Annotated in this window: 13 protein-coding genes; 11 read left to right on the top strand and 2 right to left on the bottom strand. The window is 63.1% G+C overall.

From position 1 onward, the window contains the following. Positions 1–11 precede the first annotated feature (11 nt). Positions 12–1652 carry an AAA family ATPase gene (locus tag DT070_RS21005; protein ID WP_122957149.1) on the bottom strand — a complete coding sequence of 547 codons (1641 nt, stop codon included), beginning with the start codon at positions 1650–1652 and terminating at the stop codon, positions 12–14. A 289-nt stretch (positions 1653–1941) separates the two neighbouring features. Between DT070_RS21005 and DT070_RS21000 the strand changes: the two genes are divergently transcribed. From DT070_RS21000 to DT070_RS20990, 3 genes are all read left to right on the top strand, one after another. Beyond that, the gene (locus DT070_RS21000) at positions 1942–3318 is read left to right on the top strand and encodes a hypothetical protein (protein WP_122957148.1); all 1377 of its coding nucleotides are present in this window, start codon (positions 1942–1944) and stop codon (positions 3316–3318) included. A 67-nt stretch (positions 3319–3385) separates the two neighbouring features. Beyond that, the gene (locus tag DT070_RS20995; protein WP_122957147.1) at positions 3386–4132 is read left to right on the top strand and encodes a pseudouridine synthase; all 747 of its coding nucleotides are present in this window, start codon (positions 3386–3388) and stop codon (positions 4130–4132) included. A gap of 64 nt (positions 4133–4196) precedes the next feature. Continuing rightward, positions 4197–4790, top strand: coding sequence for a molybdopterin-dependent oxidoreductase (locus DT070_RS20990; protein WP_122957146.1), 594 nt, complete (start codon positions 4197–4199; stop codon positions 4788–4790). Positions 4791–4911: 121 nt separating this feature from the next. Here the strand turns inward: DT070_RS20990 and DT070_RS20985 are convergent, their stop codons facing one another. Next, positions 4912–5730 carry an alpha/beta fold hydrolase gene (locus DT070_RS20985; protein ID WP_122957145.1) on the bottom strand — a complete coding sequence of 273 codons (819 nt, stop codon included), beginning with the start codon at positions 5728–5730 and terminating at the stop codon, positions 4912–4914. A 312-nt stretch (positions 5731–6042) separates the two neighbouring features. Here DT070_RS20985 and DT070_RS20980 point away from each other — a divergent pair, with 312 nt between their 5' ends. The 8 genes from DT070_RS20980 to glnL all read left to right on the top strand — a co-directional run bounded on the left by DT070_RS20980 (position 6043) and on the right by glnL (position 14226). After that, positions 6043–6951, top strand: a complete 909-nt coding sequence (locus DT070_RS20980) for a selenium-binding protein SBP56-related protein (RefSeq protein WP_240642556.1) — start codon at positions 6043–6045, stop codon at positions 6949–6951. Next, positions 6917–7846 carry a polysaccharide deacetylase family protein gene (locus DT070_RS20975; protein ID WP_122957143.1) on the top strand — a complete coding sequence of 310 codons (930 nt, stop codon included), beginning with the start codon at positions 6917–6919 and terminating at the stop codon, positions 7844–7846. The genes DT070_RS20980 and DT070_RS20975 overlap by 35 nt, the downstream gene beginning before the upstream one ends. Before the next feature lie 5 nt (positions 7847–7851). After that, a complete protein-coding gene (locus DT070_RS20970) occupies positions 7852–8910 on the top strand; it encodes a sterol desaturase family protein (RefSeq protein ID WP_122957142.1) in 1059 nt (352 codons plus the stop codon). A 42-nt stretch (positions 8911–8952) separates the two neighbouring features. After that, a complete protein-coding gene (locus DT070_RS20965; protein ID WP_122957141.1) occupies positions 8953–9882 on the top strand; it encodes an EI24 domain-containing protein in 930 nt (309 codons plus the stop codon). 11 nt (positions 9883–9893) lie between these two features. Continuing rightward, on the top strand, positions 9894–10718 hold the full coding sequence (locus DT070_RS20960) for a molybdopterin-binding protein (RefSeq protein ID WP_122957140.1): 825 nt from the start codon (positions 9894–9896) through the stop codon (positions 10716–10718). A 228-nt stretch (positions 10719–10946) separates the two neighbouring features. Continuing rightward, positions 10947–12362 carry a type I glutamate--ammonia ligase gene (glnA, locus tag DT070_RS20955; protein ID WP_122957529.1) on the top strand — a complete coding sequence of 472 codons (1416 nt, stop codon included), beginning with the start codon at positions 10947–10949 and terminating at the stop codon, positions 12360–12362. A 199-nt stretch (positions 12363–12561) separates the two neighbouring features. After that, positions 12562–13095: a hypothetical protein gene (locus DT070_RS20950; RefSeq protein WP_122957139.1), complete on the top strand. Its 534-nt coding sequence runs from the start codon at positions 12562–12564 to the stop codon at positions 13093–13095. 27 nt (positions 13096–13122) lie between these two features. Further along, positions 13123–14226: a nitrogen regulation protein NR(II) gene (glnL, locus tag DT070_RS20945; protein ID WP_122957138.1), complete on the top strand. Its 1104-nt coding sequence runs from the start codon at positions 13123–13125 to the stop codon at positions 14224–14226. Positions 14227–14265: the final 39 nt, after the last annotated feature.

Genomic DNA, 14265 nt, shown 5'->3' with positions numbered 1-14265 from the left:
CGTGTGCGGCCTCAGGGTGCCTTGCCAATGCTGCGAAAAGCCGCGCACTGGGCGAAAGCGTCCTCGCTGAGCGGCTGGTTTTTGCCCTTGCAGAACTTGGACGTCAGCTTGAGCAGCTCCTTGATGTCGCGCCCGCTGGCAGCGGCATACGTCACCGTGAGCCGCTCCACCAGGCCATCCGGCAGCTCGGCGTGAAACTGGTCCGCCAGCGATTTCCACAGCTGCACGGCTTGCTCCCGGGTCGGTGTTTCAAACTGGATGATGGCGATGCAGCGCGACAAGATGGCGTCGTCAATATCGGCCACGCGGTTAGTCGTCATGAAAAGCAGGCCGTTGAAGTATTCGAGCGTGCGCAAAAACTCCGCCACGATGGCGTTGTGCTGCAGGTCGTTGTCTCGGCGGCGGATGTAGACGTCGGCCTCGTCCAGCAGCAGCACCGAATCCCAGCGCGCCGCGCGCTGCAAAATCTTCGACAGGTTGGCTTCGACAGAACCGGCCGTCACGCCGAGCTGGCCCGAATGCACGCGGTACAGCGGCTTGCCCACGACTTCGGCATACACCTCGGCCGTCAGCGTTTTGCCCAGGCCGGGCGCACCCTTGCACAGGATGGTGGTGCCGCCGGACTTGCCCTCGACGATGTCTTCCATCAGGAAGTTGCGGTCGGCCGTCAGGATGTCGATGAGGTCGCGGTGCGCCTGCGGCAGCACCAGCTTGTCACGCAGCTCCGGCTTGTAGCGGTACTCGCGCACGTTCTGCACATGCACCCACAGATTGCGGTGCCAGTCCAGGTGAAAGAGGTGCAGGTAGCAGTGCAGCGGCACGCGCTCAAAGCCCTCGGCAATCCCGCTTTCGCGCCAGAACGTTGCGTCGGCCGTGGTGTCGAACTGCCGCTCCAGCAGTTCCTCGTCGTTCACGCAGCGGGCGGTGGTGCCGGCCTGCAGCCGCCGGCATTCCAGTTGCGGGCGGGGGCTGTCGTCCGGCATCCAGGCCGAGCCCGATATGGTGAACTGCGCGCCGAACCTGGGCTGCAGCTGCCTGAAGCGTTTGGCGTGCGCTTCGTATTCGGCCTTGAACTCGGCGCACTCCTTGTAGAAGCCGTCGCCCGTCATCAGCTCGGGGATGGTGTGGTCCTTGATGTCGTCGGCATAAAAGCTGATGCCGTAAGTCATGCCGGTGCGCCGCATGCGCGGGTCGGTGATGGGCTCGCGCCCGGCGGCCTGCACGGTGTTGGCCAGGAGGCCGATGATCACGTAGGCCGAGCCGTCGGCCGGCTGCACATGGCGCATCGAATGCACCAGCCAGGGCAGCAACACGCCGTCTTTGCCGCGTTTGTAGAGCCAGCCGTCGATCATGTCGCGCGACAGCCAGGCGATCAGGCCCGGGATCAGCAGCTCGAGGCTGGGGATTTTGCGCGCGGCCGGCGCGGCGTGGATGTTGTCCAGCGCCAGCATCTGGAACATCAGCTCGCGCTCGTTGGCCGCGCGGCACAGGCCGTAGAGCGTGTTCAGCGTAGGGAGGTCAAAGAGGCGGCTGGGCACCACACGTTTGCCGCGCGACATGCCGTGCTCGCTCAGGCGCCTGGCCAGCGGCGACTCGGCGTTGATCATCCCCAGCAAGGTGTTGGCCAGGGATTCCGGTATTTCGAATTCCATGATGTCTTGATCGGTCTGTATTGCTCGGGTTGTCTTTTTTTCACCGTTTCCCGAAAAAGATCATAGGACGCCACGGCCCGGAAGTGCTTGACCGCAGTCAACACGCCCGGCGATCTGGCTGGACTTGAGGGTGCCATGGCTGAAAACGCCCGCCCAGGTGGCCGGTGTGGCTCGATACGGCCAAAGTGGCAATTCTGGCCACGTTCGACGCACTCTCCGGGCTTTTTAGGGGCCCGGCCTGCTTGGCCGGACTGATCGGGCGCGCTGCATTGTCCTTGCGCCCCTTCGTATGCAGGACGCCGATGCAGCGACGGGAAGCTATCCTTGGTTCATCAACAGAGGAGAGGGCATGGGCAGACAAGCACTATTGCTGATTCACGGAATCGGCGAACAACGGCCAATGGACACTTTGAGGGGCTTTGCCCGGGAGGTGTGGAGCAAAGACACTTCCGTCCATCGGCCGGGCCCCGGTGCAGAGGCGATCTGGAGCAAACCGTATCCGCTGTCGGAAGATTTTGAATTGAGGCGGCTGACGACCGGCGAAAACAAGAGTGGCCAGCGCACTGATTTTTTTGAGTTCTATTGGGCGCACCTCATGAAAGGGACCGAGTTGAAGCACGTTCTGGCCTGGCTCGCCACCTTGCTGCTCCGCCTTCCCGGGCGTGTTCCGCCTCAACTGCGGCCGGCCTATTGGGTGCTTTGGACCCTGGTGCTGCTTTCCGGCGGCCTGGCGCTCGGATATTGCCTCCTGAAGAGCCAGGGGGACGGCTTCTGGACGTTCTCTGTCTCGGTGCCGGCCTGGCTCTCACTTGCCGTGAGCATCGTGTTGTTGCCGGTTATCGCCTTCCTGGCAAGGCAGATCGTGGGCGATGCGGCGCGCTACCTGCACGTGGCAGCCGCCAATGTGCAGATGCGCCATTCCATACGGTCGGCCGGCTTGCGGGTGCTCAAGGACTTGCATGCACGCGGATACGACCGGATTGTGGTGGTCGGCCACAGTTTGGGAACGGTTATCGCCTACGACATCCTGTCGTATGCCTGGAGCGAGTGGAACGCCGAGAAAACATCTCCCGGCGGGGTGGATCAGGCGCTTGACGACATGGAGGCGCTGACCGTCAGGGCCGCCGGGGGAGAGGACGTCGCAGCAGAAGTCTTTCATGACGCGCAACGCGCATGCCTGCGGGAAAGTATCGCCAATGGCCATACCTGGCGAGTCAGCGACTTCGTCACTTTGGGCAGCCCGCTCGCCCACGCCCCGTTGTTGCTGGCCCGCGACCAGAAAGCCCTGAGCGCGAAGTTTCAGGAACGCGAGTACGCGCAATGCCCGCCGGTACTTGAAGTCAGGCGCTCCAAAGGTCAGGACGTGCACAGCTTCCGCTATTTCGACAAAAAACTCTCACGCAAGGTGCTGCACCATGCCGCGTTATTTGCGGTCACACGATGGACCAATCTGTACTTCCCGTGCAGAGCCTTGCTGTGGGGCGACCTGGTGGGTGGGCCTGTGGCCGGGGTGTTTGGCGCAGGCGTCAGAGACGTTCCCGTGCGCACGCGGCGCCGCTTCGGCTTGTGCAGCCACACTTTCTATTGGCGTGCGGCGCTCAGAGGCGACGACCACATTGACAAGCTTCGGGAAGCCGTCAATGTGCTGGACCAACCCAGGGCGTAACCAGTCTGGGCTTTGCCCGGGCTCGCCCCGATTCGGGCTCCCGGCGACAATACGCCCCATGGCAAGCATGCAAATTCAAGAAATTCTCTTTTCCCAGGGCTTTGGCACGCGGCGCGTGTGCGCGGGGCTGGTTCAACAAGGTTTTGTGGCTGTAGACGGCTCCCCGTGTACAGACCCTGCTATGGAATTTATAGCGGATGGCCTGCGCTTCACGGTGCAGGGCACGGCGTGGGAGTACCACGAGAAGGCCTACCTGATGCTGCACAAGCCGGCCGGCTACGAGTGTTCGCAAAAGCCCAGCACCTACCCCAGCATTTACACGCTGCTGCCGGCGCCGATACGCCAGCGCGGCGGCGGCGCGGCAGCGGGTGTGCAGGCGGTGGGCCGGCTGGACCAGGACACGACCGGCCTCTTGCTGCTGTCGGATGATGGCAAGTTCATCCACCGCATGAGCTCGCCCAAGCACCATGTGCCCAAGGTGTACGAGGTCCGTGCCAAGCACCCGGTGGACGACAAGCAGATCGCCAAACTGCTGGCCGGTGTGGTGCTGGACGATGACCCCAAGCCCGTGCGCGCCGCCGCCTGTGAAAAAACCGGCGAGAACCAGCTCAGCCTGACGTTGACCGAAGGCAAATACCACCAGGTCAAGCGCATGATTGCCGCTGTGGGCAACCGGGTGGAAGACGTCGCCGGCCTGCACCGCTCGCGCATCGGCACGCTGGACTTGCCGGCCGACCTGAAACCCGGCGGCTGGCGCTGGCTGACGGCCGAAGACATGGCCAGCATCTCGGCCAAGCCTGTTCCGAAAGCCTGAACAAAGCGCTACGCTGCCAGCTCAGAGGCCCATTCATCACCGACACATCAACCGGAGGAAAAGCATGAACCAACGCCGTCGATTCCTGGGTGCCGCCGCTGCCGGCGCCGTAGCCGCCCCCACATTTGCCCTGGCGCAGCACGCCCCCAAGTCCGTGCGCGGACCGGTGCTCCTGACGGTCAGCGGCCTGATCGGCGCGGGCAACCGCGGCGCGCTGGACCCGAAACTCGACCAGCTGCTGGCCAAGCAGAAAGTCGGCTTTGACAAGGCCCATGCCTTTGACTTCGCCGCCATCGCCGCGATGCCGGCCGTCACCATCAAGCCGACGCTGGAGTACGACAGCCAGGCCCACAGCCTCAAAGGGCCGCTGCTGGCCGATGTGCTCAAGGCCGCCGGCGTGACGCTCAAGGACGGCATGACCGTGTTTGTGCGCGCCATCGACGGCTACGCCGCGCAGATCACCGCAGCCGACCTGCGCAAATACCGGCCCATCGTCGCCACGCACATCGACGGCCAGCCGCTGTCGCTGGGCGGGCTGGGCCCGCTGTGGGCGGTGTATGACGCCGACCGCTTTGCCGACGTGATGGCCAAGCCCTTGCCCGAGCGTTTTGCGTGGTGTCCGTGGGCGGCGTATCACGTCGAAGTGAAGGCTGGCTGAGCGATTTTCCGGCTGCGCCTGCCGGCAGAAAAATTTCAGCAAAATCGGCCTCCAGCCCAGGTACCGACTGGGCTGGTAGCTATCAAAAATATAGCAAATCGCCCGCCGGCATTGAACGGGTTCAGTCCACGGTTTTCAGGAAACCGGTGATTGCCTCCACCGTTTGGCCGGCCTGGTCGCGCTGCGGCGAATGCCCGCAGGCTGCCAGCCGCAGTTGCTGCGCATGCGGCGCCGCGAGGGCGATTTCATCGAGCTGGCGCATCGTGCCGTATTCGTCGTCCAGGCCCTGAATGAGCAGCAGCGGCGCGCTGATGCGGCGGCAGTCTTCGCGGATGTCAAAGCTGCGAAACGCCTCTGACAGCCAGACATCGTTCCATTGCCAGAAGGCGACGTCGACATCGGCGTGGTAACGCGCCAGCCGTTCCCGCAGGCCACCCGATTCAAAGGCCACGGTCGCCTGGGCAATCGCCTGCACCGCAATGTCTTCCACCACCACATGCGGCGCCATCGCGATGCATGCCGCCACCGGGTGCCGGCTGGCGTGGAGGAGGGCGATGGTCGCGCCGTCAGAATGGCCCAGCAGCACCGGGTTGTGGATCTGCAAGGCTTCGAGCAGTGCGGGCAGCACATCCCAGGCTTCGCGGTGCATGTAGTCGGGCAGCAGCCGGCCGGTGCGTCGGCCGCCCGATTCACCGGATTCGCCGCGTACATCGGGCACCGGGTCTGACTGCCCGTAGCCGCGCCGCGAATACACGATGCCCGCCCGGCCGGTGGCGGCACACACGGCCTCGGGCCAACCGAGGCCGCGCTGCGTCCACAAAGCGATCGAGCCCAGGCCTTCGTGCAAAAAAACGATGGGGGCCAAATCGGCCCGACCGGCGATGCGCTGTGTCTCCAGCCGCACACCCTTGATCTCTACCAACTCGCTTGTCAGGTTCATCGAAGCATCGTAAAGGATGTAAACGAACCGGGTGTTTGGCGCATTGGGTGTTGCAGGGGCCGGAAATTGCCAGCATTGGAGGGCATTTGGGGGCTTTTAGGGGCATGCCCCAAGCCCGCGCCGCTACACTAACCGGTTGCACGTAGAAAGACTGTTTTTGTGAATGTTTTCGCCTATTTAGCCGCTCCCCGGCTGTGTGTCTTGACCGGTTTGCTGATGTGCCTCACCGCCACGGCCCAGACCCCTCCCCAGGCCGCATCGGCGCCTTCCCGGGCCGCTTCTGCGTCTGTTGCGCCTGCCGCGTCCGCCGCCATGTCCAGCCCCGTCTTCGTGCTCAACTCGCTGGACGACACCGTCAGCGTGATCAACCCCGCGACCTGGACGGAAACCCGGCGCATCGCCACCGGCAAGCAGCCGCACCACCTGTACCTCACGCCCGACGAGAAGTCGGTCATCGTCGCCAACGCGCTGTCGGACTCTTTGACCTTCATCGACCCCAAGACCGCCGAAGTGCAGCGCACCATCCGCGGCATCCTCGACCCCTACCAGCTGCGCTTTTCACCCGACATGAGGTGGTTCGTCACGGCCGCCAACCGCCTGAACCACATCGACATCTACAAGTGGGACGGCAAAGAGATCACGCTGGCCAAACGTGTGGCCACCGGCAAGACGCCCAGCCATTTGTGGATAGACAGCAAAAGCACCACGATTTATTCGACCATGCAGGACAGCGACGAGCTGATCTCCATCGACCTGGCTACGCAGGCCGTCAAGTGGCGCACCAAAACCGGCTCCATCCCGGCCGATGTGTACGGCACGGCCGACGACAAATTCATGCTGGTGGGTTTGACGGGCGGCGACGCGGTCGAGGTGTATGACGTGAGCGGCGCGCAGCCGGTTCGCACCAAGACCATCAAGACCGGCGCCGGCGCGCATGCCTTCCGCGCCTTTGGCGACAAGCGCCATGTGCTGGTCAGCAACCGCGTGGCCAACAGCATCAGCAAGATCGACCTGCAAACCCTGGAAGTCGTCGACAACTACCCCGCACCGGGCGGCCCCGATTGCATCGACGTGAGCCGCGACGGCAAGCAGATACTGGTGACCTCGCGCTGGGCGCGCAAGCTGACGGTGATCGACGTGGCGACGCGCAAGATCGTTCGCCAGGTGAATGTTGGAAAGAGCCCCCATGGTGTCTGGACCCTCGACCACGCACCCCGGTAAGCGGCTTGAGCGGGCCGGGCAGGCTCGCTCAACCCTGCTGCCTGCTATTGTTTTAATAGCTGCCTGCGCATGCCCCGCTTGGGCTGCAGGCACAAAAGACCCAAAAATCGTCATGCAGGGCCCGGTGCAGCCGGCAGCCGCTGCCTGCAAACCCGTCTACCTCACGCTCGACACCGGCCACATGGCCGTCGCGCCGCTGATGGCCGAGATCCTCAACAAACACCAGGTCAAGGTCACGTTTTTTGCGGCCAACGAGCGCACACAGGAAGGCGACGGCAGCCTGGGCGCGCAATGGGCGCCGTGGTGGAAGGCGCGGGCGGCGGAAGGCCATGAGTTCGCCTCGCACACCTGGGACCACGTCTATTGGCGCGGTGATGTGCCGGCTGCGCCCGGCGCGCAGCAGCAGTTCAGGATGCGGCCGTCGGCGGGCCCGCTGGAGGGCAAGGAGTTCACCTGGTCGGCGGCGCAGTATTGCGAAGAAATCGGCAAATCCGCCAGGCGGCTCGAAGCCATCACCGGCAAGAAAACGCTGCCGCTCTTCAGGGCGCCGGGCGGCAAGACCTCGCCTGCGCTGCTGGCGGCTGCCAAGTCCTGCGGCTATGAGCACGTGGGCTGGTCGCCCGCCGGCTTTTTGGGTGACGAGCTGGCGAGCGAAAAATACCCCAATGACTTTTTGCTGAAGAAGGCGCTGCGTGATGTGCGCTCCGGCGACATCCTGCTGGCCCACCTGGGCATCTGGTCGCGCAAGGACCCGTGGGCGCCCAAGGTGCTGGAGCCGCTGATCACCGGCCTGCAGGCGCGCGGCTTTTGTTTCCAGACCCTGCGCGAACACCCCCAGTACAAGGCGTGGATTGACGCGCAAGCCGGCTCCGCCCCGGCCAAGCCTGCAAAATAAAGCCCATGGACTGGTTCAGCGATATTTTTTCGACGGCGCAGCAATGGCTGTTTGAAGCGGCCGTGCAGCCCGTCATGTTTGCGCTGGGCATGGGCAACCTGCTGGAAGACGGCTACGGCGCCACCGCCTGGTTCATGGTGGGGGTGCTGCAGGTGTTGATTTTGCTGGCCATCATCGGCCCGTTGCAGCGCTGGCGGCCGGTAGAGCCGGTGACGGACCGCGCCACCATCCGCACCGATGTGCTGTACACGCTGATCCACCGGCTGGGCTTTTTCCGCCTCGCGCTTTTTTTCACGCTCGATCCGTGGTTCGACGAAGCCTTCGGCGCGCTGCGCACCGCCGGCTACGGCACCTTCCACCTCGACCAGCTCTGGCCGGGCGTCACCGACCACGCGGTCGTCAGCCTGCTGATGTACCTCGTCGTGTTTGACTTTGTCGCCTACTGGACGCACCGCGGCCAGCACCAGATCGAATGGTGGTGGCGCCTGCATTCGCTGCACCACGCGCAGCGGCAAATGACGATGTGGAGCGACAACCGCAACCACCTGCTCGACGACATCCTGGTCGACGCCATCGTCGTGCTGGTGGCCCAGCTTATCGGCGTGCCGCCCGGCCAGTTCGTGGCCATCGTCGCGTTCACCCAGCTCAGTGAGAGCTTTCAGCACGCCAATGTGCGCCTGTGGTTCGGCCGCATCGGCGAGCGCCTGTGGGTCAGCCCGCGCTTTCACAGGCTGCACCACAGCATCGGCATTGGGCATGAGACGCCGGTCAAGGTGAAACCAGCGCAGGACGGACAATTTTCCGCCGGGCCGCCCCAAGGAAAATTAGCCCCCTCGGGGGGCAGCGCATTACACGAAGTGAAAAGCGTGGGGGCCGTCAGGTTGGGTGGCCACAACTTTGGCGTGTTGCTGCCCTGGTGGGATATGTTGTTTGGTACGGTGAATTTTGAGCAGCGCTATGACCCGACCGGTATCCGCGACCAGGTCGAAGCCAATCGCCAATACGGCAAAGGCTTTTGGTCGCAACAATGGATTGGCCTCAAGCGCCTCTTCGGCAAAGCCTGAACGTGCAATCTGCCTGCCGTTAAGTAAGGGTATCCTTTCGGCATGAGCAAACTCCTTGACGCTTTTTGGCGCGCCGCGATGTACTGCCTTCACCCACGGGTCATCGCTTTGTCAGTGCTGCCCCTGATCATCATGGGAGCGATCTCCCTGGGCCTGGGGTACTTCTTCTGGAGCGATGCGGTCGAAGCGATCCGCTCCCAGCTCGGCAACTACGAACTCGTCAACACCATGGTCCGCTGGCTCGAAACCCTGGGCCTGGGCGGGCTGCGCATGGTGCTGGCGCCGGCGCTGCTGCTCTTCATGGCGATTCCGGTCATCGTGATCACCGCGCTGCTTTTTGTGGCCATCCTCATGACGCCGGCCATGGTGGCGCTGGTGGCCGAGCGGCGCTTTCCGCAGCTTGAACGCAAGCAGGGCGGCTCGATGGTCGCCAGCCTGTTCTGGTCGCTGGGCTCAACCTCGCTGGCCGCGGTGGCGCTCACCGTGTCGATTCCGCTGTGGCTGATCCCGCCGCTGATCCTGGTGCTGCCGCCGCTGATCTGGGGCTGGCTCACGTACCGCGTCATGTCCTACGATGCGCTGGTCGACCACGCCAGCAGCGAAGAGCGGCGCCAGATTTTCAAAGAGCACCGCGCGCCGCTGCTGGCCATCGGCGTCATCAGCGGCTACCTGGGCGCCGCGCCCAGCCTGATCTGGGCCTCGGGCGCGATGTTTGTGGCCATGGCGCCCATCCTGGTGCCGGTGGCGATCTGGATCTACACGCTGGTGTTTGCCTTTTCCTCGCTCTGGTTTGCCCACTACACGCTGGCCGCGCTGGAGCAGCTTCGCAAGAAAAACAATGCCCTGACCCCCGATCCGCTTGCACAGGACGCTATCAAATCAATAGCAACCGAGCTGGCGCCCGAAGCCCTGCCCGGGCCCGCCCCCAGCTTCGGCACGTTGGGCGGCAAGCCTGACATACCTCTGCCCTGAACTCACCCAACATGACCTCTCACTTCGGCCTCATCATCGTCGGCGACGAAATCCTCTCGGGCAAACGCGCCGACAAACACCTGCCCAAAACCATTGAACTGCTGGGCGCGCGCGGCCTGCAGCTGGCCTACGCCGATTACGTGGGCGACGACCCGGCACGCATCACGGCCACTTTGGCGCGCGCCTTTGCGGCGGCGCGTGGCAGCGGCGACGTGGTGTTTTCCTGCGGCGGCATCGGCGCCACGCCGGACGACCACACCCGGCAATGCGCGGCCAAGGCTTTGGGGGTTGGCCTGGCGTTGCATCCCACGGCCAAAACCCTGATCCTGGAGCGCATGGCCGACGTGGCCAAAGAGCAGGGCACCCCTTATGAGCCCGACCGCGACGACAACATCCACCGCCTGAACATGGGCGTGTTCCCGGAAGGCGCCGAGATCATTCCGAACCCGTACAACAAGATCCCCGGTTTTACCTGCCGGGCGGGGCAGGGCGCGGTTCACTTCGTTCCGGGCTTCCCGGTGATGGCTTGGCCGATGATCGAATGGGTGCTGGACCAGCAGTACGCCCACCTGCACCAAAAGTCGCCTTACACCGAAAAGTCGGTGATCATTTTTGGGTCCATGGAAGCCATGCTTACGCCGCTGATGCTCGATATTGAAGCGGCGCATGCCGGCGTGAAAGTGTTCAGCCTGCCCAGCGTGGACCACCCCGAATACGGCCGCCATATTGAACTGGGCGTCAAAGGCGCGCCGGAAGCGGTCAACCTGGCCTATCCAGCCATGCTGGCCGGGCTGCATCAATTCGACCTGAAATTTGGCCCCGAATTGGTGCGCTGACTTTTTGCACCAAATTGGCGCTTTTATGGTGATGCACTTTAATGGTGCATTCGTTACCGCGGAGTGTTTTTTGCGTTTTCAGCCCGCCCAAGGCGGGAACTGAAGCCAGATAACGGCACAATCCGAGGCTTGGCGTCAATCTGGGCAGCCAATGGCTTTGGCACAAAAAGTGCATTCAACAAGCCCGAAGAGAATTTTCAACCACCCATCCAGCAACAGGAGATTTTGATGGCAAAGACCGTCGCAGACGTCATGAAAATGGTCAAGGAAAACGAAGTCAAGTTCGTTGACTTCCGTTTCACCGACACCCGGGGCAAAGAGCAGCACGTCACCGTGCCCGTGTCCCACTTTGACGAAGATAAATTCACGTCGGGCCACGCGTTTGACGGTTCTTCCATTGCCGGCTGGAAGGGCATTGAAGCCTCCGACATGCAACTGATGCCTGACCCCAAGACGGCCAACATCGACCCCTTCTTTGAAGAAACCACGCTGTTCATGAGCTGCGACGTGCTCGAGCCTGCCGACGGCAAGGCTTACGACCGCGATCCGCGCTCCATCGCACAGCGCGCAGAAGCCTACCTGAAGGCCTCCGGCCTGGGCGACACCGCTTACTTCGGCCCTGAGCCGGAATTCTTCATTTTTGACGACGTGCGCTGGAACACCGACATGTCGGGCACCTTCTTCAAGATCGAAGAATACGAAGCCCCCTGGAATTCGGGCGCCAAGCTCGAAGGCGGCAACCGTGGCCACCGCCCGACCGTCAAGGGCGGCTACTTCCCGGTTCCCCCGGTCGACAGCACGCAAGACATGCGCGCCGAGATGGCCCTGATCCTCGAATCGCTGGGCATCCCCGTCGAAGTGTTCCACCACGAAGTGGCCGGCCCCGGCCAGAATGAAATCGGCACCCGTTTCAGCACGCTGGTTCAGCGCGCCGACTGGACGCAAGTCCTGAAGTACGTGGTGCAGAACGTGGCCAACGCCTACGGCAAGACCGCCACTTTCATGCCCAAGCCCATCGTGGGCGACAACGGCTCCGGCATGCACGTTCACCAGTCCATCTGGAAAGACGGCAAGAACCTGTTCGCCGGCGACGGCTATGCCGGCCTGTCTGATTTCGCCCTGTACTACATCGGCGGCATCATCAAGCATGCCCGCGCCCTGAACGCCATCACCAACCCCGGCACCAACAGCTACAAGCGCCTGGTTCCTGGTTATGAGGCACCGGTCAAGCTGGCTTACTCGGCCAAAAACCGCTCGGCATCGATCCGCATCCCTTACGTCGCCAACCCGAAGGGCCGCCGTATCGAAGCGCGTTTCCCTGATCCACTGATGAACCCGTACCTGGGCTTCTCGGCCCTGATGATGGCCGGCCTGGACGGCGTGGAAAACAAGATCCATCCCGGCGAAGCCGCCACCAAGGATCTGTACCATCTGCCGCCCGAGGAAGATGCAAAAGTGCCAACCGTTTGCCACAGCCTGGACCAGGCGCTGGACGCGCTCGACGTGGGCCGCAGCTTCCTGACCAAGGGCGGTGTGTTCACCGACAGCATGATCGACGCCTACATTGAACTGAAGATGGGTGAAGTGACCCGCCTGCGCCAGGCGACCCACCCCATCGAATTCGACATGTACTACTCGCTGTAAGGCGGCAAAAAGCTTACGCTTAAGTAAGCGCTCAATCACATACGCCCCGGTTTCGGGCGTGTGTGTGGTCAAAAAGGGACGGCCAAGGCCGTCCTTTTTTATTGCCCCAGTGCGTTGTAGGCTTGCTGGCTTTGTGTTTTGGCGGGTTTACCGCATACTGATAGACCGTCCTAGCCCTCAACGGCACTGGGAGTTCCCTATGAAACACACGTTTTTGCTTTCTGCCTTTTCGTTGCTGCTGGCCGGCGCGGGTAACACCGCCTGGGCGCAGCAGGTTTACCGCTGCACAGGTGCAGGGGGTTCCGCGCCCGAATACATCAACAACACCAAAGAAGCGCAAACCCGTAACTGCAAGCTGGTGTCGGGCGGCAATGTCACCGTGGTGCAGAGCACGCCGGTTGCCAAGTCCAACTCCAACGCCTCTTCCGGCTCCGGCTCCGCCCCTGCGGTCCGTGTGGCGGCCGCTTCCGGCCCCGAGCAGCGCGCCCGCGACAGCGACTCGCGCGCCATCCTGGAAGCCGAGCTGAAGAAGGCCGAAGCCAAACTGGCCGAGCAGCAAAAAGAGTACAACAACGGCGAGCCTGAAAAGCAGGGCATTGAAGGCCGCAACTACCAGCGTTACCTGGACCGCGTGGCGGAGCTCAAGGACAGCATCGCCCGCAACCAGAGCGACATTGCCGGTCTCAAGCGCGAGATTTCCCGGCTCCCATCGGGCGCTCCCGCCCTCAATTAATCGCGCGGGGCAGGCTTCTGGGTGAAAATGGGCGGCTTGAAGCCCTCCATCCGCACCCCACTTTCATCCGCCCCGGTTTCCGGACTCCCCCGCTTCCAGGCCTTCGACCTGCTGGCCACGCTGGTCGCGGTTGTCCGCACCAACGGCACGGTGGTTTTTGCCAACGCAGCCCTGGAAGACGCCCTGGGAACCTCCCGGCGAACCATTGAAGGCTCGCAGCTCCCCGACTGTTTCACCGAACCGCTGATCCTGCAAAACGCCCTCGAAGGCGCGGGCAGCAATGAATTCGCGGCGCTTCGCTACGACGCCTGGCTCAGGCGCCTGAACCACGAGCCGCTGCCCGTGCATGTGGTGGTGGCGCAAACCGACACGCCGGGCGAGGCGATCGTGGAACTGCTGCCTTTGGAGCAGCAGGCCAAGCAGGAGCGCGAAGAGCGCCTGATCGACCAGGCGCAGGCCAACAAGGAGCTGATCCGCAATTTGGCCCACGAGATCAAAAACCCGCTGGGCGGCATTCGCGGCGCGGCGCAGTTGCTGCAGATGGAGATCGGCAAGGACCTGACCGAGTACACCCAGGTCATCATCCACGAAGCCGACCGCCTGCAGACGCTTGTGGACCGCCTGCTGGCGCCGCACCGCCGGCCGCACCTGGTGGGCGACGTGAATATCCACGAAGTGTGCGAGCGCGTGCGCTCGCTCATCCTGGCGGAATTCCCCAGAGGCCTGAAGGTCACACGGGATTACGACATCTCTATTCCCGACTTTCGCGGCGACCGCGAGCAGCTGATACAGGCGGTGCTGAACATCGCCCACAACGCTGCCCAGGCGCTGGCAGAGCGTATTGCGGCGGGCGATGCACAGATCACTTTCAGGACAAGAATCGCCAGGCAGGTAACTTTCGGCAAGCAGCGCTATCGCTTGGCACTGGAATTGCATGTTATCGACAATGGACCGGGTGTGCCGGACTCCATCAAAGACCGAATCTTCTATCCCCTGGTCTCAGGGCGTGAGGGCGGTTCGGGGCTGGGGCTGACATTGGCGCAAACCTTTGTCCAGCAACACCACGGTTTGATCGAGTGCGACAGTGTGCCGGGCCGTACAGATTTCAAGCTGCTCATACCGCTGCCTTGAAGTGTGTCTTTATCCATGACTGATACATAACGCGATCGA

Source organism: Polaromonas sp. SP1 (assembly GCF_003711205.1).
Classification (GTDB): Bacteria; Pseudomonadota; Gammaproteobacteria; order Burkholderiales; family Burkholderiaceae_C; genus Polaromonas.
This window is presented reverse-complemented; position numbering and strand designations above follow the sequence as displayed.